The organism is Rickettsiales endosymbiont of Trichoplax sp. H2 (genome assembly GCF_009690945.1).
Taxonomy (GTDB): Bacteria; Pseudomonadota; Alphaproteobacteria; order Rickettsiales; family Midichloriaceae; genus Aquirickettsia; species Aquirickettsia rohweri.
The window spans coordinates 61,180-80,878 of record NZ_NPHZ01000002.1; the positions used below are offsets into that span (position 1 = coordinate 61,180).

Sequence of the window (19,699 nt, forward strand, 5' to 3'; positions counted from 1 at the left end):
TTTGATATTGCACAAATAACTTTTAATCAAAAAGCATGGGGACTGATTAAAGATCCAATTGCTGGCTTTTGGAAAGATAATGGTGATGGTGATGTTAGACCTTTTGTTGCTGCTTATTTTAAAAATGTAGAGAATCCAGAATTAAAGCTGCTTTTTATTTCAGTTCATTTTCCACACGCAGATCCCAATAATCCTGATAGCTGTAATGTATGGAAAGGTATCGAAAAATTTAAAGAAATGGTCAATACATTAACAGATAATAGTGATTTAAGTAAATTATCAGTAATTTTTTCTGGAGATATGAATGAAATAGGCAATAATAGCTTAAACCTTAGCAACCCTGCTCAAATCAACAAATGTCTTGCAGAATTTGGGGAATTTAATTTTACTAAATATTCTGTGGGACAACATGGTGAAGGAATTGGAACTTGTTGTAGTAATAGTAATTATGTTTATAAATTTGATCATATTATTGCAAAAGGTGAAATCATAGATCAGGGTATACTACCAAATACAGGTGATATTAGTGGAAATATTCCTAATCCAACTGAAGAGCATAAAGCTATATATGCTGTAATTGAGTTAAGCAGCAGCCAATCTGAAACACACCATCACGGTGAATTATAAAAAATATTGATGCTGATTATTAGAATATGATAATGAAGAGGGTTTGAGAAAGATTATGTCAAAAGACGGGTTATGAGGAAAAATAAATAGTAACTATGTTAAAATTTGATCACGTAAATGATGTAGTTCTTTTTATTTTTCTTTGTAACAGTAATAACCCATATAACAGTGCTTCCGCTGTAGGTGGACACCCTGGCACATATACGTCTACAGGAATAATTCTATCACAACCTCTCACAACAGAATAAGAATAATGATAATACCCTCCTCCATTAGCACAACTTCCCATGGAAAGAACCCACCTTGGCTCAGGCATTTGATCATAAACTTTCCTTAAAGCAGATGCCATTTTGTTAGTAAGGGTACCTGCAACAATCATCACATCTGATTGGCGTGGACTAGGTCTAAAAAGCATTCCAAATCTATCCATATCATATCTACTTGAAGCTGTATGCATCATTTCTATAGCACAACATGCTAATCCAAATGTCATAGGCCATAAAGAACCTGTTCTCGCCCATTTAACTAAATCATTTAATTTGGCAGTCACAAATCCTCTATTATTAACATCTTTTATCGCATAATTTAATAATTCATCTTGCTCAGAATTTAAAATTACTTTGTTATTAGCATCTGTCATTCCCACTCCAAAGCCCCTTTTTTCCATTCGTAAATAAATCCTATTGTTAATGTTACAATAAAGGCTATCATAGACCAAAATCCAATTAAACCAATTTCTTTTAACATAACGGCCCATGGAAATAAAAAAGCTATCTCTAAATCAAATATAATAAAAAGAATTGATACCAAATAAAATCTAATATCAAATTTTTTCTTTGCATTTCCAAAATTTTCAAATCCACATTCATAGGTAGATAACTTTTCTTTATCAGGCTTTAACTTTGCAACTAAAAAAGGTAATATTATAAGAATTACTGCTAGCCCAACGCTAATAATTATAAAAATTAGTATTGATAAATAATTTTGAAGATAACTATTAATATCCATAATATTATTTTTCTGTTGGTATTTTTACAGTCAACCCATCAAGCTTATCATTCATAATTATCTGACAACTTAATCTTGAAGTCTTGGTTAAATTAAATGCTAAGTCAAGCATATCATCCTCATCTTCTTTTTTTGGACTTATGCTTTCAAGTATATCATAAAATTTTTTTTCTACAATAACATGACAAGTTGCACATGATAGAGATCCTCCACAAGCCCCTTCTATTTCATAAATATCATTTTGATGTGCAATCTCCATAACAGATAGACCATTAGGGGCTTCAACTTCTTTTATTGTACCATCATCAAAAATAAATTTTATTTTTGGCATATAATAAAAAATAAATTATTTTTTTGAATCCTTAGTATTTAAGACCTGAGATACCGTATCTCTTTTTACTTTTACTTTAACATTGGAAGCTATTTCAACGACTAGAATTCCTTCATCAGATTCCACCTTAGAAACTGTAGCTAATATACCACCTGATGTAACAACTTTATCCCCTTTTTTTAAATTGTTAACCATCTCCTGATGCATTTTTATTTTTTTCTGCTGAGGACGAATAACTAAAAAATAAAAGATAACTATAATCAATAACAATGGTGCCATACCACTAAACATATCTTTTATAGAAGAACCACCTGCTGCATTAGCAAAAGCATCAATAATAAACATAATATACAAATAAATTTAATTTTTTAATATTTCTATATTATAAACTCCATTTATTCAATAACTATTTATAAAAAGTATTTATTATGATTTACCACGTGGGTGAAAATTAACAAAATTTTTAACTAAATGATTCATATCAATTTTTGTATATCTTTGAGTAGTTGATAAATTTTTATGTCCTAATAATTCTTGAATTGTTCTTAAATCTCCTTCTGAATTAGCCAGCAAATGTGTTGCAAAACTATGTCTCAATGAATGGGGAGATGTATGTCCTGGCAAGCATAATTTTATTCGTAATTTTCTTATCACTTTTCTAAAAACATCTGGATTTAGCTTATCTCCTTTCTCTCCATAAAATACAAAACTATTAGAATTAAATTCATAGGGACAACAAGAAATATAATTTTTAATTTGATCTTGCAAAATCTTAAGCAAATGTAATTCTCTCTCTTTATTACCCTTGCCTGTTACAACAACTCTAGAAAAATCATCATAAAAATCACTTATTTTCAAATTCAAAGCCTCACTAATTCTCATTCCGCATCCATAAAGCAAATATGCTATAGACTTATTTCTTTGCCCTACCCAAGATATTTTACTTATTTCTTCAATTGCATTCATAATTTCAATTGCAGATTTTACTGGTAATGCTTTTGGAAGTGGCTTATTTAATTTAGCTACTTTGATCTGATTAATATTATAATTTTCAGCTTTATATTGGTCCCTTAAAAATTTATAAAAATTTTTTAAGGATGATATTGTTCTATTATTTGAAATACTAGATATATCTTTCTTTTTTCTATAGGCAAGCCACGACCTAAAATCATGAACTTGTAATTTATTTAACAACTTTAATGATATAGTTTCCTGATAATGATTAAAAATAAATTGTAAAAAATAATATATGTCAGTTATATATGCATTTATTGTATTTTGGGAATAATTAAGATTTTTATCTAGATAGGTAATCCAATTATTTAATATTCCCTGAAGCTCTTTATTTATTTTTATACTTTTCATTTTATTTATCTTACTAGCTTATTTTTCATTGTATTTTATTTAATGAATTTTAAAAAGCAATTTATAGTCTTTAAAAGAGTCTTGATAAGATTTAAATAATCTGGTAAAAGCTAATTGGATGGATGGCCGAGCGGTTTAAGGTACCGGTCTTGAAAACCGGCGTGCGTTAACGCGTACCGTGGGTTCGAATCCCACTCCATCCGCCAATTTTCATTGATATAACAAGTTACAGGCAAATTATTAACAAATAGCCAAATCATATTACAAATGTATATGCTGGATAATTTCAAGTTGTGCAATGGGTATTAAATTATTTGGGAATTTTGACTTTTTTGTAAAAATATCTATAGTATTCATGAATAGTGTAACGTTTTCAATCTAGGAGTCATAGAACATCATGGATAATATCTCTTAAATCTGCCCAAAAAGATGGGTAAACAAACTCAAGTGTTAACAGACATTTGTGATTTTTTTAAAACCCTTAGGATTTTTAGAGATACATTATGCATAAACCAATTCTCCTTACAAACGTTAGCCTCTCTTTTTTTAATAAAAGCTGCTTCGAAAATTTTTCCACTCAAATATATCAAGGTAGTCGTATTGCTATTATCGGTCGTAATGGTAGTGGCAAATCTAGTTTACTTAACATATTACGTGGGCACCTTCAACCATCTGATGGACAAGTTATTATCCCTGATCACTTATCTATAGGATATGTTGAACAAATAATCAGTAGTTATAATGATTTAAGTGGTGGTCAGAGGTTAAATAAACGATTATCAGAAGCGTTAGCACTTTCGCCAGATTTCTTATTGTTAGATGAACCAACCAATAATTTAGATCTTGCTAATCGTAAGAGCTTAATGCACATGCTGCAAAATTATCAAGGCACCCTTATTATAATTAGTCACGATATAGAACTTTTACGCCAATATACAAATATATTTTGGCATATTGATAATAATAAAATTCACATATTTTCTGGTTCATATGATAACTATATCCGCGAAATCAAGCAAAAACGGTCTAAAATCGAAAAAGAATTATTTCTGATAAAGCATGAAAAAAAAGAGACACACATTAAGTTAATGAAAGAACAAAAACGTGCATCAAAAAGTAAAATTAAGGGACAAAAAAGTATTGATCAAAGAAAATGGCCAACTATTGTAAGCAACGCTAAAGCTAATAGAGCTTCACAAACTAATGGAAAGAAATAAGCTGCAATTGATAAAAAGAAGCAACATCTAATAGAGCAAATTTCCGATCTTAGATTACCTAAAGTTATTTTACCTAAATTCTCTCTGAGTTCTAATTATGTTTTTGGTAGTAATATATTATCCATAAGTGGAGCTGATATAGGCTATAAAGAAGAGTTAATAATACTAAAAAATGTAAGTTTATCTCTTTCAGCCAATGAAAGGATTAGCATTATTGAAAGGAATGCCTCAGGAAAATCAACACTACTCAGGGCAATATTTGGCAAAAATAATATTTTTAAAACGGGCAACTGGCATTTGCCAAACACCCAACATATTGGTTATCTAGATCAGCACTATTCTAATTTAAATCCTCAAGACTCAGTGATAGACCATGTACATAAAATTAGGCCCGATTGGCATGAAATAGATGTAAGAAAACATTTAAATAGTTTTTTATTTCACAATAATGAGGAAGTTTCTAATTTAGTATGTAATCTTTCTGGGGGTGAAAAAGCTAGGCTTTCACTTAGCTTAATTGCAGCTAAATCCCCAAGACTTTTAATGCTAGATGAAATTACTAATAACCTTGATCTTGAAACTAAAGAGCATGTAGTCCAAGTTTTAAGAAAGTATCCAGGTAGTATGATAATTGTTTCTCACGAAGAAAATTTTTTGCAATCTGTTGGCATTAATCATATATATAAAATTGAGTGTGGTGAAGTTATTGCACAATAATTTTATAAAAAAAGATCATGAAACAGTTTAAATGTTTTGATGCACATTTTCATATTATAGATAATAAATATCCTTTAATTGCAAATAATGGATATATACCAAACGCCTTTACTACCAATGACTATAAAAAATCGTTATCTAATTTTCCCTTAGAGCTTTGTGGTGGTGCAATTGTTTCAGGATCATTTCAAGGATATAACACTGATTATATAGTAGAAGCATTAAATATTTTGGGAAAACAATATGTTGGTGTCATTAATTTACCCTTAGATATTAGTGATCAAGCAATACTATACCTACATAAAAAACAAATCAGAGCAGCACGTTTCAATTTGTACCGAGGTAATAATACATCAACTAAAAATATAATAAGCATTGCTAAGCGTATATATGACTTAACAAAATGGCATATAGAATTATATGCAGACTTAACATCTATAAAAGATTTATACGATACTTTAACATCTTTACCTAAGGTTACTATTGATCACCTGGGATTATTTCGTGATAACAACACAGATTTATTGTTTAAATTAGCAGAAAAAGGAGTATATATTAAAGCTACAAGATTTTCTAAATTAAATTATAAATTAATACCATCGATAATGCGTAAAATTTATAATGTAAACTCTAATTCGTTAATCTTTGGAACAGACTTGCCTGGAACACGCGCATCTAGACAATTCAATCAATCTGATTTAACTTTATTAATAAATAATTTTAACGAAAAAGAATTAAATAACATAATTTACGCAAACGGTAAAAATTTATATCTTTGATATAATGTTAATTTCTTCTTTTTTAAATAGATATTGCTAGATTTCAAAGTTCTCTACATTATTATTTGTAGTATTGAGAAGTACGCTTTTTAACTCATCAAAAAATTCTGGACTCACTTTCTCACTAGAAAACTCCATATTTTTTTCTTTTTGTTTTTCAGATATTGAAGGTTTCAACTCACTTATCAATTTTCTGATTACATCCTCAGAAGGCTTGGCTTCATTTAAATCAATATCACGTAACATTAATTTTAACTTCTCTTCATTATTACAAGTAGAGGATAATTTATTTGTTAATTTTTTAAATACATTATCAGCTTTTTTATCGTGCATGTAGTTTAATAAGTCTAGAGTTTTTACATCACAAGAAAAGCTAAATTTATCAACTAAATATAATGCAAATTCTTCATGCATATGGTGTAAACTTGATGAGATAAGAAAGCTAATCATAAAAGTAGGAACATTGCTCTCTTGATTATCTGTTTTTCCTTCGGGAGAATTAAAAGCAATTATGAAATCAGTTATATATGTAGAAATCTCATCTCTTTTCTCTTCAATTGCAAAAGAAACAATTATTAATAATAATGAATTGGATAAAAAATTAAAATCTCTACTTAATTCTTCTTGTAGTTCTTGCTTTCCAAAAGAAACAAGCTTCTGCATAACCTCTACTGAAAATCGTTGATAATCCTCCGTAGAATTTACATATTTTTTGACTTCTTGTGCAATATTCAGTTCTAGTATATTTGTAAATCGATTTGCTGAATAACCTAACCAAGAAATTGATGCATCATAGTTAAAATTTTGTATAAAATATACAGAAAGCTCAATGTAATTTTGTTCGCTCATTATATTATAACTAGCATTGATTACCCTTGTTGCAAATTCAAAATTTTGGTTAACCAAACTTCTTACTATAATTTGAAAAATCTGATCAAATCCAGGTTTGTAGTAATTTATAAATTCCCATGTTATATCAGTATTTTTATCAACAGAAAAAATCATTATATCATAAATATCTCCTAGAAGCAGTCCATTACTACATGTGCTATAATAATGACTAAAAGCTTGGCTATAATCTGATTGAGAACTATTACTAATTAAAGATTTTATATGATTTATTTTCTCATTATTAGTTTCATGACACTGAATTGACATAACACAACCTCAATTTTACCTATGATTTTACTGAATATAATTAATGTTGCAAGTATTAATTTATATTGAAAATATAAATTTTTTAGTTTATGAGATGATATCTCAATAATAGGTTTTTGTTGTGTGCAAAGTAAAATATATTAATAAGGTTTTTGACATAAATCTTATAAAAAAATTAATAATAGCACTAACTTTAGGTTTAAATAGTGGAGTTGTATATGCATTTCTTGTAACAACAACGACAACATATTTTAAAGATAATAATTTATCTCTTACAGTAATAGGTTTTTTATCAATCAAAACGATACCTTACTCATTTAAATATTTATGGTCTCCCTTAGTTGATTGTTATCCTATAAAAATGTTTTCCAAAAATTTTGGATTGCGCAAAAGCTGGATAATGTTAATGCAAGTGTTTTTAATGCTTACTATAGGGTTTTTTGGTTATATAGATATTAAATCAATATCTTTTTTAGTTGTATATCTTATTTTCATAGGATTTATTGGGGCAACATATGATATTGCTATGGAGGCATATAGAATAGAGCTTTTTTCAAAAATTAAAGCAGGAATTGGTAATGCTTTTGTAGTTTACGGCTTTAGAATTGGATTTATAATTTCTGGGATATTTGCTTTATTTTTATCAACTATAATTGATTGGAAATATGTTTTTATGATATTAGCCTTTTTTATTTTACCATGTCTTATTGTAATTTATTTTTCTGATGAAAAGGTCACATATTTTCAAAAAATGGTACATCTTAATTATAAAGAATGGATTATTAATAACTTTATAATCCCATTTAAAAAATTAGCCTTAAAACCAAAATTTGGATTAATATTAACAATTATTGCCTTTTATAAAGTTAGTGATGCATATCTAGATACTTTATCTATCCCATTTTTAATGGATGTAGGATTTTCAAAGAATCAAATTGCAAGCGTTGCAAAGTCATGTGGTATAGTGGGGGCTCTAATAGGAACACTTATTGGGGGTATTTTAATTGCTAAATCACAATTAAAGTATAACTTATTATTTGCAGAAATTTTAGCTTCAATTACTAATTTACAATTTTTGATATTCTTAAAAATCAAAAATAGTATAATTTTACTAGGTTTAATAAATCTAATAGAAAGTCTTAGCTATGGAATTAGCAATATTATACTTATTACATTTATGAGTTCATTATGTGATAAAAAACATTTAGCAACTCACTATGCAATACTAATTTCTTTTTCTGGACTAACAAAGTCATTAATTTCACCTACATCAGGAATTGTTGTAGAAAGTTTTGGTTGGCAAAATTTTTTTATTTTTTCATCACTACTTTCAATTCCTTCCATTTTTTGTATTTATCTTTTATATTGGTACAAGAAAAAGTTTTTTGCAAAAATATAAGTGAAAAATATAGCTATAATTGTTGCTGCAGGAGAATCTTTAAGGTTTAGTAAACATACTCCTAAACAGTATAGTTTAATTAACGATAAACCCATATTAAGATGGTCTATAGAAACATTTTTATCATGTAAATCAATAGACAACATATTAGTTGTCATTAACAAAAAACACATAAATTTATATAAAAATGCAACTAAAGAACTTAATTTATTAGATTGTGTTATTGGTGGCAAAACAAGAAAAGAATCAGTATTTTTAGGCTTAAAGGCAATTGAGAAAATCAATCCTGAAAATGTTCTAATTCACGATGCTGCAAGACCACTAATTTCAAAAAAACTAATTGAAGAAATTATTTTAAAATTAGATAATTATCAAGCTGTAGATATTGGAATTAAATTAACAGATACAATAAAACAGTTTGATATTAAAAATAATATAAAAATAATTGATAGAAATTTTTTATATAGAACACAAACGCCACAAGGATTTAAATATAGGTTAATTTTAGATTTGCATAAAAATAGTAATACTAATTATACAGATGATATAAGCTTGTGTTTTGAAAAAAATATTGATAGCTGTAAAATAGATGGAGAAATTAATAACATAAAAATAACAAACAAACATGATTTTGAATTTTGTAAATTTATTATGAGTAATAAAAAAGTATATCGTACAGGCATTGGTTTAGATGTACATAAATTTTCAAAACCTCTAAAGGATACCAATACAATAAAAATTTGTGGTATAGACGTTAAACATAATCAATCTATTATTGCTCATTCTGATGGCGATGTAGGATTGCATGCAATCACCGAAGCTTTACTTGGTTCTATGGCACTTGGAAATATTGGGCAATTATTTCCACCTAACAATAATAAATATAAAAATATAGATTCAAGTTATTTTTTAGAATACACTAAAAAAAAGCTAAAACAAATTGGAGTTAAAATACTAAATATTGATTTAACAATCATATGTGAAAAACCAAAAATTATGCCCTATAGTCAAGTAATGCGTGAAAATATTGCTAAAATACTAGAAATAAATAGCAATCAAGTAAGTGTAAAAGCTACTACAACAGAAAAAATGGGATTTTTAGGATCACGAGAAGGCATTGCAGCTCAAGCTATTTGCTGTGTAACTAATTAATATAACTTAATTATGAAAAAAAGATACAGCTTAGATCATATTTTAAACGCTAAGAAAGTAAAATTTAAAGTTCCATTTTCTTGGTATTCGATCATATCTACCTGGTTTTATGTCGGAAAGCTTCCAGCTCCTGGAACTTGTGGGTCGATAGCTGTATATCCGCTATATTATTTTATAATAATGCACTCTAATTCGTTAAACAATATTAAATCAAAATTACTTTTAGCAATTATAACTTTTTGTATTATAGGCTCATTTGCTATAAAGAAATTTCAGAAAACTACCAATACTTATGATCATAGTTATATAGTAATAGATGAAGTAATTGGGCAGTTATTAACATTATATATATCGCTTGAGTGGATATACAGTTTAATTAAAAAAATTCCATTTTTTATAAATATTTCCACCAGTACACTAGTTTTTTTAATTGCATTAATTCCTTTTAGGTATTTTGATATTAAAAAGCCATTAATAATTGATTACGTTAATAGAAAATACAAGGGTACATTTGGAGTAATATTTGATGATATTTTAGCTGCAATTTTTGCATCGGTTACAATTTATGTGATCAATTTAATAGTAAGTTTATTTATCTAATCATCTTATTATATTTATTATGTACAAATTTGCCTTAAATAGTAATCAAATGCACGCCATAGAGGCTCCTATTATACGTAATAAAGATACATCTTTAGACTTAATGCATAAAGCAGGAAAAAAGGTTTTTGATGAAATATTTAAAAGATTTAAGTTTTGTAAAGTTTTAGTAATTTGTGGCTTTGGAAATAATGGTGGCGATGGATATGTTGTTGCTAATTTACTTCATCAAAATTCTTGGGATGTTAAATTATTAAAATTAGGTGAACCAAAAACTAACTCTGCTAAATATTTTGCAAAAAAATACAAAGGAAAAATTATAGATATTAATAATTTAAACTTAGAAGAAACTGATTTAATTATTGATGCAATATATGGGATTGGCCTATCAAAAGAAATAGATGTTACACTTAAGGAATTAATACATAAAATAAATAACTCAAACTTAAAATGTATATCTATTGATATTCCAACTGGAATATCAGCAAATACTGGAGAAATACTAGGTGCTGCATTAAAAGCGACTTTAACCATCACTTTTCATACTAAAAAAATAGGCCACTTATTAATGCCAGGATTAAAACATTCAGGAGAAGTTATTGTTAAAGATATTGGTCTATACAATTTAGAAAATACTGAAAATTATATAAAAATAAATACTCCAGAAATATGGAAAAATAAATTAAGATTCCCACAATATGAAGATAATAAATATACAAGAGGATGCTTAGGAGTAATAGCAGGAGAAATGCTAGGTGCTAGCATTTTATCAACTCAAGCTGCAAGAAAATCAGGTTCAGGAATTGTAAAGTTATTTATCAAAAATAACGTACAATTTGACAATAAATTAGACGCTGGAATAGTAATAATAAAATATAAAGATATACAGCAATTAAATGATTTGATAATTAAACACAAGGTTTCATCTATTTTATACGGACCTGGCACAATTGCATCATCAGAAACACATAATATTGTTGAAAATATACTTAAGCACAATAAACCCATAGTATTGGATGCAGGTGCAATAATTAATTATAAATCTTTAAAAAAATTGACCACCTCAAATCAAGATGTTTTGATTACTCCTCATGAAGGTGAATTTAAGAAAATTTTTAATTTAAGCAGTGAATTAAAAATTAATAAAGTAAAATTAGCTGTTCAACTTTCAAATTGCAAAGTTTTGTTAAAAGGGGTTGATACAGTTATAGGATGTAATGATGATATCTTGCTACAAGAAAATGGTTGCCCATATCTTTCAACAGCTGGCACAGGAGATGTTTTAGCGGGAATTTGCGCAGGATTAATGAGCCAAGGTCTTAATTCATATTTTGCAGCATCAATTGCAGTTTGGACATTAAATGAAGCAGCTTGGAAAATTGGGTATGGACTAGTTGCAGAAGAAATACCACAAACTATACCAAATTTACTTCTTCAATTTAGAAATACTTCTAGAAAAATCTAACCCGTCTACTTTCTTTTTAAACTCAATAACTATTCATCCTTTGTATTAACCTTAGCTCCAAGAGGATGCTTATCAAGTAATAATTTTTTTGCTTTAGTGCCAGATACTTTAGTGTATATTTGTGTAGATGATATATCTGAGTGACCTAATAATTCTTGCACAATTCTTAAATTAGCACCATTGTCTAACATATGAGTTGCAAATGAATGCCTAATTTTATGTGGAGAAATAATAGATGGATCAATATTACACTTCAGTGCAATCTCTTTAAGTACTTGTCCAAACCTTTGCCTTGAGATATGTACAATTTTATTATCTTTGGAAATTGAAGGAAAAACCCAATTAGATTTCACACTTGATAATAAGAATTGCTTCCTAATTTTGAGATATTTTTTTAGTGCTTTACATGCCATATAATTTAATATTACAGCCCTCTCTTTCTTCCCCTTACCTTTAATAATTAATAGATTTGTATCAGATTCTTTAGAAAAACTTTCTAAAGACTTCATTTCAAGAGATACCAATTCTGATATCCTCATACCTGTTGAGTAAAGTATCTCAAGTAAAGCATAATTTCTTATACCTTCTTTTGTTTTGTCTTGACTTATCATTTCTATAATTTTACTAATATTATCACTTGATAAAGCTTTAGGTATTGAATCAGCTCTCTTAGGCATTATAACATTAGAAATTGGGCTTTCTTTTAAATATCCTTCCGATACTAAAAATAAAAAAAATTGTTTATATGCTGAAATCTTTCTACTTATAGTTTTAGGATTTAAGTTGTTTTCAGTCAAATTAACAATAAAATTTTGTATTGTCGATTGAGTTATTTTAAGTAATCCTATGTTGTTTTTCTTTAGATATTTATGTAAATCATTAATATCATTCCTATAAGACAATATAGTATTTTGAGTTGCATCCCTTTCTGCAATTAACATCTCAAAAAAATATTCAACGTAATAATTTATATAATCTTTACTATCCATTGCCAACCTTAAGCGCCTATTACTTCTAATAAAACAACTAATTAATAATTTCAATTTATAAAAATTTAACTATTTATGTGTTAAAATAAGAAATCACCTGTATATTAAAATCCTCAGCTATCTTTCTCAATAAATATTGCATGTTATTCACAAATATGCAAACTAACATATAATTAACTAATTTTTATCTACAATGAAATTACTTATAGTTGAATCTCCTGCAAAAGCAAAAACTTTAGAAAAATATCTAGGTAAAGATTTTAAAGTAATTTCATCTTATGGTCATATACGAAGCTTACCTTCTGTAAGAGATGCTGTTGAACCAGAAAATAATTTTAAAATCACATACAAACCTATTATAAGAGCAAAAGATACCATAAAAAATCTTGCTGATAATTTTAAAAAAGCAGAGATAATTTATCTTGCAACTGACCCTGATAGAGAAGGAGAAGCAATTTCATGGCATATTTTAGAGACCATGAAAAGTAAAAAATCATTAAATAATGCTGTAAATGTAAAACGTATTGCTTTTCATGAAATTACTAAAAATGCTGTAATCAATGCTATAAATAATCCAAGAGAATTAGATAAGGATTTAATACATGCTCAACAAGCAAGACAAGCTTTAGATTATTTAGTAGGATTTACTTTATCACCAGTATTATGGAGAAAATTGCCTGGTAGCAAATCTGCTGGTAGAGTTCAATCAGTTGCACTGAAACTTCTATGTGAAAGAGAAAATGAAAGAGATAAATTTAAAGAGCAAGAATATTGGACTATAGATAGTATATTTTCAAAAAATAATAAAGATAGCTTTAGCTCTCAGCTTCACACTTATAATGGGGAAAAATTAGAAAAATTTAGCATAAATAAAGAAAATAAAGCTAAAGATATAATAAAAAATATAAAAACATTAAACTATAAAGTTTCTTCAATTAAGAAAAAGGACATTATAAGAAAACCAACAGCGCCATTTATAACTTCAACTTTAATACAAGAAGCCTCTAGAAAGTTAAATTTTTCAGCTAAAAAAACAATGATAATAGCTCAAAAATTATATGAAGGAATACAAGTAAAAAGCAAAACAGACGGTCTGATTACTTATATGAGAACAGATAGCGTCACAATTTCTCAAGAAGCTATTAAAAACATTACTTCTCATATCAAAAGTCACTATGGTTCAAATTATTTACCAAAAAATCCTATACTTTATAAATCTAAATCTAAAAATGCACAAGAAGCTCATGAAGCAATTAGACCAACTAATTTTAGCAATAACCCAACTAATCTTAAAGATTTTTTAGATAATGATCAATATAGGTTATATGAGTTAATTTGGAAAAGAACAATTGCAAGCCAAATGGCAAATGCAAAATTAGAATCAGTTACTATAGAAATATCATCTCAAAATAATAAAAATATATTTAAATCCACAGGCTCTACAATTGTTTTCGATGGATTTTATAGAGTATACAAAGAGGGCATAGATAATGAAGAAAATGAAAAGAAAAATAATATTCCTAAACTTCAAGAAGGCGATATTTTAAATCTTGATAAAATCACTCCAAATCAACATTTCACACAACCTCCTCCAAGATATACTGAAGCAAGCTTAGTAAAAAAAATGGAGGAATTAGGAATTGGCAGACCTTCTACATACCCTAAAATTATATCTATTTTAGTAGAAAGGGAGTATGCAAAAATTTTACAAAAAAGATTTATACCTGAGGCAAAAGGAAGATTAGTTGATGCTTTTTTAAATAAATTCTTTGATAAATATATTGATTATGATTTCACTGCAAATCTTGAAAATGATTTAGATGATGTGGCAAATGGCAAAAAAAAATGGAAAGAAGTACTTTCTAATTTTTGGATACTATTTAAAAATACATCAGACAAGGTACTAGAAATAAAAAATATTGATATAATTAATGAAGTTGAAAAACTATTATTAGATTATATTTTTAATACCACCGATAAAGATGAGCTTTCTAAATTAAGAAAATGTACTAATTGCAAGAACGGTGAATTAGGCTTAAAAACAGGTAAATTTGGAGCATTTATCGGATGTTCCAATTATCCTGAATGCAGTTATAAAAGAACGTTATTCCAAGAAGAAAATACTGAAAATAAAAATGAAAAAGAAAAAGTTATAGGTGTTGATGAAATAACACAATCAGAAATTTTACTTAAAAAAGGTCCTTATGGATTTTATCTAGAAAAAGAAGTTGATGGCAAGAAAAAAAGAGCATCATTGCCTGCAAAAGTTTCCCCTGATAATATCAATCTAGAATTTGCATGCTCTTTACTTAATTTACCTAAAGATTTAGGTAAACACCCCACTATCAAAGAAGATATCTTAGTAAAAATTGGAAGATATGGACCATACTTAGAGTGTAATAAGAAATTTTACGCCCTTAAAAATATAGATAAAATTAACTTAGAATTATTAGAAGCTGTGGATTTAATTGATAATTATAAACCTAAGCAATCCAAGAAGAGGGCAAAAAAATAATGGCCATCATTCTTCCATATAAAAACAAAATTCCTAAAATTGCAAAAGATGCTTTTATTGCACAAAATGCTGTTGTTATAGGAGATGTAGAGATTGGAAGTAAATCCAGTATATGGTTTAATTGTGTTATTAGAGGAGATGTTAATTATATTAGAATTGGAGACGAAACTAATATACAAGATGGCACTATAATACACGTTGGAACTAATAATGGACCTACAATTATAGGAAGCGGAGTCACTATTGGTCACAAAGCATTAATTCACGCTTGCAAAATTTATGATAACTCATTTATTGGAATGAACTCAACAATAATGGATTACGCTGCAGTAAAATCTTACTCTATGGTTGCAGCAGGAGCTTTAGTCACAAATAATAAAACAATTAAAGAAAATGAGTTATGGGCTGGTATACCAGCAAAGCTCATGAGATTACTAAAAAAAGAAGAAATTAATTATATTACAATATCCAAAAAAAGGTATGTAAACTTAGCTAAAGAATATATAAATTGATTTTTATCATACAAAATACTACCATAGGTAGCGAATTGTTTATAGGTAGTTTATATGTTTTGGAGTAAAAATGAAAAGCAAAATTTTAAAGTTTTATCAATAAGTGGCGGCACTCAAAAAGGCTTTGTATCTTTAATTATAGCAATAAAGCTTGAAAGTGAATTAAAAAAGCTTAACCCAAATAAAGAATTTATTGAATACTTTAATACTATTATTGCTGTTTCTTCAGGTTCTTTAATAGCATCGTGCTTAGTTATTCCATCTGAAAAAAATCCTAATAAGCCAAAACACTCAATAAAAGATTGTATCAAAATTTTTGATGAAGATTTACATAATATTAACTCAAATATTAGCTTAGGTGATAAAATATCACTTATCTTAAATATCAAAAATCATATTTTAACTAGAAAAGATGTAGATTTTATTCATAAAATGTGTGGTGATACTAAATTAAGTCAAACCACCATTCCTGTTGTTATTACATCAACAAATGCAAAAACAGGTAATCCTCACATATGGAGCACTTATGATGCACAATCAGATCCCAATAAAGATTTTTACCTAAAGGATGCTGTTGAAGCAAGTATTTCTTATCCTGGACTTTTTGACTCTAAAAAAACAGAATTAAAAGATGAAGTATACAAAGATTTTGATGGTGCTTTAATTGCAAATTCTCCTCTTCTTATAGGGATACCATATATTATGGAAATGAACAAAAAGTCTTCTAAAGAAGATACATTGATTGTTTCAATTGGCACAACTACAGGGAACGTACAAAAAATTCTAAATAGCATTGATGAAAGTTCATACTTATACAACATTTATAATATATATAAAATTACTGGACAAATCCAAAAACAACCTCTTGATAAATTAATTAAAACATTTATTACTCATTTTTATAAATTGGATTTTATGATTCCTGTTGATATCCAACATGCAATATATGATAAAGCTAGCAAAGGTGATTTGTTAGCTTTTAATGAAACAATGGCATGTACAAAAAAATACATAGATATTAATAAAGAATTTTTTACAGCACTTGCTAATAAAATTGCAGATAAAAAGCAGGATATGAAAAAATTAGAAAAACTTTATGATAATTCATATTTCTACTGTGAAAACCCTGAAGAAGTTCTTGCTGAATATAGTGAATGTATTGATATTATGAAATTAGATTTATAACAGAGCCTAAAATATTTTATTATTAAAGCACAGAAAAATTATAATAATTCTGAGTTTTATAAAATAAAATTATAAAACTATAACTGAATCACTGCGCCTATTACATAATCTCGTGATGACAAATATATTTTATTGCCATAGTTATTTTTCTAATTTATTTTCATTTAAATTTTTCTATAAATAGCTATAAGCATACTAGTAAAAAACCTTAGTTTATGATACAAAATTTATGAACTTCTAAATACACATATATTAAGTAAAAATTAAGAATGATAATTCAAGGAAAAACAAATAAATGGGAGTTAGTCATAGGCTTGGAAATTCATGCTCAACTAAATTCAAAAAGCAAATTATTCTCTCATTCTTCAACTAAATTTGGTGAAGATAATAATGAACAAGTATCATATATAGATGCAGCAATGCCTGGCATGCTACCAATAACTAATAAAAAATGTATAGAGCTTGCCATTAAAGCTGGACTTGCAGTTAATGCCAAAATAAATAAATTTTCAGTATTTGATAGAAAAAATTACTTTTACCCAGATTCACCACAAGGTTACCAAATATCACAACTTTTTTATCCTATAGTTTACGATGGAAATATGCAAATAACAAAAGATAATGGCGAAAAAAAAACAATTACAATTAATAGAATTCATATTGAACAGGATGCTGGAAAAAGTATACATGATCAAAGCCCAATAGAAACTTTTATTGATTTTAACAGAGTAGGTGTTCCACTTATTGAAATAGTAACTGATCCGAATTTTAGTGAACCAAGTGAAGTTGAACAATTTATGAAAAAGTTACGTAATATACTTAGATATATAGATGTTTGTGACGGTGATTTAGAAAAAGGTTCAATGAGATGTGATGCAAATGTTTCAGTTAGGAAAAAGGGAGATAATAAATTTGGAACTAGAGTAGAAATTAAAAATTTAAATTCTTTTAAGTATATTAATAAAGCTATATTATATGAAGCAAATAGACAAGTTGAATTACTTGAAGAACAGCAAGATATTGTGCAAGAAACAAGATTGTTTGACGTCAATTTAGGACAGACAAAATCTATGAGAAAAAAAGAAGAAGCTAATGACTATAGATATTTTCCTGATCCAGACTTATTACCACTTAAAATTTCTGCTGACTTTATTAATAATATTAAAAATAATCTTCCAGAATTGCCTGAAGATAAGAAAAGAAGGTACATAAATAATTTTCACTTAACTACATATGATGCAGAAGTACTTACTGCGGATAAAGCAGTTGCAGAATTTTTTGAAATAATAGCTAAGAAAGTAGATCCTAAACTTGCTGCAAATTGGATATGTGCTGAGCTTTTTGGAAGATTAAATAAAAAGGGAATCGAATTCTACAAAATGCCTATAACTTCTGAAAATTTTTGTACTTTATTGCAGTTAATTACTGATAATAAAATTTCAGGTAAAATTGCAAAAGATGTTTTAGATATAATGTTTGAAAATAATAATTCTCCGGAAGAAATTGTAAAAAAACATAACTTAATGCAAATATCTGGAACAGATGAAATTGAAAAATATATAGATGAAGTTCTAAACTCTAATCCTGAAAAAGTAAAAGAATTTAAATCTGGAAAAGAAAAGCTATTTGGCTTTTTTGTTGGCCAAGTAATGAAGATAAGCAAAGGAAAAGCTAATCCACAAAATGTTAATGAAATACTAACTAAAAAATTACATTCTATTTAAACATGATTATTGAGTGTAAAAATTGCAATACAAAATATAGAGTTAACAAATATGACATAGGTAGCAATGGAAGAATGGTATGTTGTTCTAAATGCGAATATGAATGGTTATATATACCAGAAACTAATCAAATAACTCCTAAATCTACTTATAATTTTTCTAAGATTAATAAACCTAAAAAGGTTATAAAAAAGAGGGGTTACATTATTTTTTGTTTAATAATTATCTTAACCTCATTATCACTTTTTCTTTATTTTGAAAGAGAATTTTTAGTAAAACAACATCATTTATTTGAAATAATATATAAATTATTTGATTACCATAGTACTGATGGACTTATAGTTGAAGTTTCAGAACCAATCGAAGAAATATATGGAAATAAAGAGCATAAAAACAGTGAAGTAAAACATAAAATTCCAATAAAAATAATTAATAAGTCAAATAAAGTTAAATTTGTACAAGTTATCAAAATTGTTGGTTATGATAAAAAAAGAAAAAGTATCTTCAATATCTCTACTAATTTAAGAAGAGACATTTCACCTAAATCTGAATTTAATATGACGATATGCCCTGATAGGGAAATAAGTGAAGTAGACTATGTCTTTGTTAAAATTGGCAATCATCATGATTTAAAACATTTTAAACATCAACATTAGAAATAAAGCTATATACGTTTTTAAACTATTTATAACCTGAGCTGCAGATAAGAATTGCTCTATAAAGAGCTAGAATGAGAATATACAGCAATATTTAGCACAGTTAGGAACAACGATATAGTCATTGCGAGTGCACAAAGTGCTCGTGGCAATCCAGTAAAGCATCAACAAATATAAATGCGATAATAGTTATGGATCACCACAGTCGAGCTAAAGCTCTCCCTCGTGATTACTATGGGAGGTAGGATACAATATCTCTCCTTTGTGATAACTGTTGAGAGACATTACTCTTCATGATTA

20 protein-coding genes, 1 tRNA gene and 1 pseudogene are annotated in these 19,699 nt (G+C 27.4%); 15 read left to right on the forward strand and 7 right to left on the reverse strand.

What is annotated here, in order from left to right; genetic code table 11:
• Positions 1-237: 237 nt before the first annotated feature.
• Positions 238-627, forward strand: coding sequence for a hypothetical protein (locus h2es_RS02415; protein ID WP_154511087.1), 390 nt, complete (start codon positions 238-240; stop codon positions 625-627).
• Positions 628-736: 109 nt separating this feature from the next.
• Here the strand turns inward: h2es_RS02415 and h2es_RS02420 are convergent, their stop codons facing one another.
• The 5 genes from h2es_RS02420 to h2es_RS02440 all read right to left on the reverse strand — a co-directional run bounded on the left by h2es_RS02420 (position 737) and on the right by h2es_RS02440 (position 3,331).
• Complete coding sequence (locus tag h2es_RS02420) at positions 737-1,267, reverse strand: NuoB/complex I 20 kDa subunit family protein (RefSeq protein ID WP_154511508.1); 531 nt, start codon at positions 1,265-1,267, stop codon at positions 737-739.
• Complete coding sequence (gene ndhC, locus h2es_RS02425; RefSeq protein ID WP_154511089.1) at positions 1,264-1,635, reverse strand: NADH-quinone oxidoreductase subunit A; 372 nt, start codon at positions 1,633-1,635, stop codon at positions 1,264-1,266. Before ndhC ends, h2es_RS02420 begins: the two co-directional genes overlap by 4 nt.
• Before the next feature lie 4 nt (positions 1,636-1,639).
• Complete coding sequence (locus tag h2es_RS02430) at positions 1,640-1,966, reverse strand: 2Fe-2S iron-sulfur cluster-binding protein (RefSeq protein WP_126045189.1); 327 nt, start codon at positions 1,964-1,966, stop codon at positions 1,640-1,642.
• A gap of 15 nt (positions 1,967-1,981) precedes the next feature.
• Complete coding sequence (gene yajC, locus h2es_RS02435) at positions 1,982-2,311, reverse strand: preprotein translocase subunit YajC (RefSeq protein WP_154511091.1); 330 nt, start codon at positions 2,309-2,311, stop codon at positions 1,982-1,984.
• A gap of 81 nt (positions 2,312-2,392) precedes the next feature.
• Entirely contained in the window at positions 2,393-3,331 is a 939-nt protein-coding gene (locus tag h2es_RS02440) for a tyrosine-type recombinase/integrase (protein WP_154511093.1), read from the reverse strand.
• Between the two features lie 116 nt (positions 3,332-3,447).
• On the opposite strand from h2es_RS02440, the gene h2es_RS02445 reads away from it, so the two are divergent.
• The 4 genes from h2es_RS02445 (at position 3,448) to h2es_RS02460 (ending at position 6,044) form a co-directional block, all read left to right on the forward strand.
• A tRNA-Ser gene (locus h2es_RS02445) sits at positions 3,448-3,537 on the forward strand.
• 297 nt (positions 3,538-3,834) lie between these two features.
• Positions 3,835-4,548 (forward strand): ATP-binding cassette domain-containing protein, encoded by a 714-nt coding sequence (locus h2es_RS02450; protein ID WP_154511095.1) that lies wholly within the window; start codon positions 3,835-3,837, stop codon positions 4,546-4,548.
• Positions 4,549-4,710: 162 nt separating this feature from the next.
• A complete protein-coding gene (locus tag h2es_RS02455) occupies positions 4,711-5,265 on the forward strand; it encodes an ATP-binding cassette domain-containing protein (RefSeq protein ID WP_326845001.1) in 555 nt (184 codons plus the stop codon).
• A 17-nt stretch (positions 5,266-5,282) separates the two neighbouring features.
• Positions 5,283-6,044, forward strand: a complete 762-nt coding sequence (locus h2es_RS02460; protein ID WP_154511099.1) for an amidohydrolase family protein — start codon at positions 5,283-5,285, stop codon at positions 6,042-6,044.
• Positions 6,045-6,080: 36 nt separating this feature from the next.
• On the opposite strand, the gene h2es_RS02465 is transcribed toward h2es_RS02460, so the two are convergent.
• Complete coding sequence (locus h2es_RS02465; RefSeq protein ID WP_154511101.1) at positions 6,081-7,202, reverse strand: hypothetical protein; 1,122 nt, start codon at positions 7,200-7,202, stop codon at positions 6,081-6,083.
• A 121-nt stretch (positions 7,203-7,323) separates the two neighbouring features.
• Between h2es_RS02465 and h2es_RS02470 the strand changes: the two genes are divergently transcribed.
• The 5 genes and pseudogenes from h2es_RS02470 to h2es_RS02485 all read left to right on the forward strand — a co-directional run bounded on the left by h2es_RS02470 (position 7,324) and on the right by h2es_RS02485 (position 11,818).
• Positions 7,324-8,601, forward strand: coding sequence for an MFS transporter (locus h2es_RS02470; RefSeq protein WP_154511103.1), 1,278 nt, complete (start codon positions 7,324-7,326; stop codon positions 8,599-8,601).
• A pseudogene (gene ispD / locus h2es_RS07670) lies at positions 8,602-9,246 on the forward strand (2-C-methyl-D-erythritol 4-phosphate cytidylyltransferase); the annotation flags it as partial.
• Positions 9,247-9,252: 6 nt separating this feature from the next.
• Positions 9,253-9,753 carry a 2-C-methyl-D-erythritol 2,4-cyclodiphosphate synthase gene (ispF, locus tag h2es_RS07675; protein WP_230204249.1) on the forward strand — a complete coding sequence of 167 codons (501 nt, stop codon included), beginning with the start codon at positions 9,253-9,255 and terminating at the stop codon, positions 9,751-9,753.
• A gap of 12 nt (positions 9,754-9,765) precedes the next feature.
• Positions 9,766-10,353 (forward strand): phosphatidylglycerophosphatase A family protein, encoded by a 588-nt coding sequence (locus h2es_RS02480; RefSeq protein WP_126044523.1) that lies wholly within the window; start codon positions 9,766-9,768, stop codon positions 10,351-10,353.
• A 19-nt stretch (positions 10,354-10,372) separates the two neighbouring features.
• Positions 10,373-11,818: an NAD(P)H-hydrate epimerase gene (locus h2es_RS02485; protein ID WP_154511107.1), complete on the forward strand. Its 1,446-nt coding sequence runs from the start codon at positions 10,373-10,375 to the stop codon at positions 11,816-11,818.
• A gap of 29 nt (positions 11,819-11,847) precedes the next feature.
• On the opposite strand, the gene h2es_RS02490 is transcribed toward h2es_RS02485, so the two are convergent.
• Complete coding sequence (locus h2es_RS02490; protein ID WP_154511109.1) at positions 11,848-12,807, reverse strand: tyrosine recombinase; 960 nt, start codon at positions 12,805-12,807, stop codon at positions 11,848-11,850.
• Positions 12,808-13,000: 193 nt separating this feature from the next.
• Here h2es_RS02490 and topA point away from each other — a divergent pair, with 193 nt between their 5' ends.
• The 5 genes from topA to h2es_RS02515 all read left to right on the forward strand — a co-directional run bounded on the left by topA (position 13,001) and on the right by h2es_RS02515 (position 19,399).
• Positions 13,001-15,322, forward strand: a complete 2,322-nt coding sequence (gene topA / locus h2es_RS02495) for a type I DNA topoisomerase (RefSeq protein ID WP_154511111.1) — start codon at positions 13,001-13,003, stop codon at positions 15,320-15,322.
• Positions 15,322-15,834: a gamma carbonic anhydrase family protein gene (locus h2es_RS02500; RefSeq protein ID WP_154511113.1), complete on the forward strand. Its 513-nt coding sequence runs from the start codon at positions 15,322-15,324 to the stop codon at positions 15,832-15,834. The genes topA and h2es_RS02500 overlap by 1 nt, the downstream gene beginning before the upstream one ends.
• Positions 15,835-15,888: 54 nt before the next feature.
• Positions 15,889-17,019 (forward strand): patatin-like phospholipase family protein, encoded by a 1,131-nt coding sequence (locus h2es_RS02505; RefSeq protein ID WP_154511115.1) that lies wholly within the window; start codon positions 15,889-15,891, stop codon positions 17,017-17,019.
• A gap of 269 nt (positions 17,020-17,288) precedes the next feature.
• The gene (gene gatB, locus h2es_RS02510) at positions 17,289-18,743 is read left to right on the forward strand and encodes an Asp-tRNA(Asn)/Glu-tRNA(Gln) amidotransferase subunit GatB (protein WP_154511117.1); all 1,455 of its coding nucleotides are present in this window, start codon (positions 17,289-17,291) and stop codon (positions 18,741-18,743) included.
• Positions 18,744-18,745: 2 nt separating this feature from the next.
• Positions 18,746-19,399, forward strand: a complete 654-nt coding sequence (locus tag h2es_RS02515) for an MJ0042-type zinc finger domain-containing protein (RefSeq protein WP_154511119.1) — start codon at positions 18,746-18,748, stop codon at positions 19,397-19,399.
• Positions 19,400-19,699: the final 300 nt, after the last annotated feature.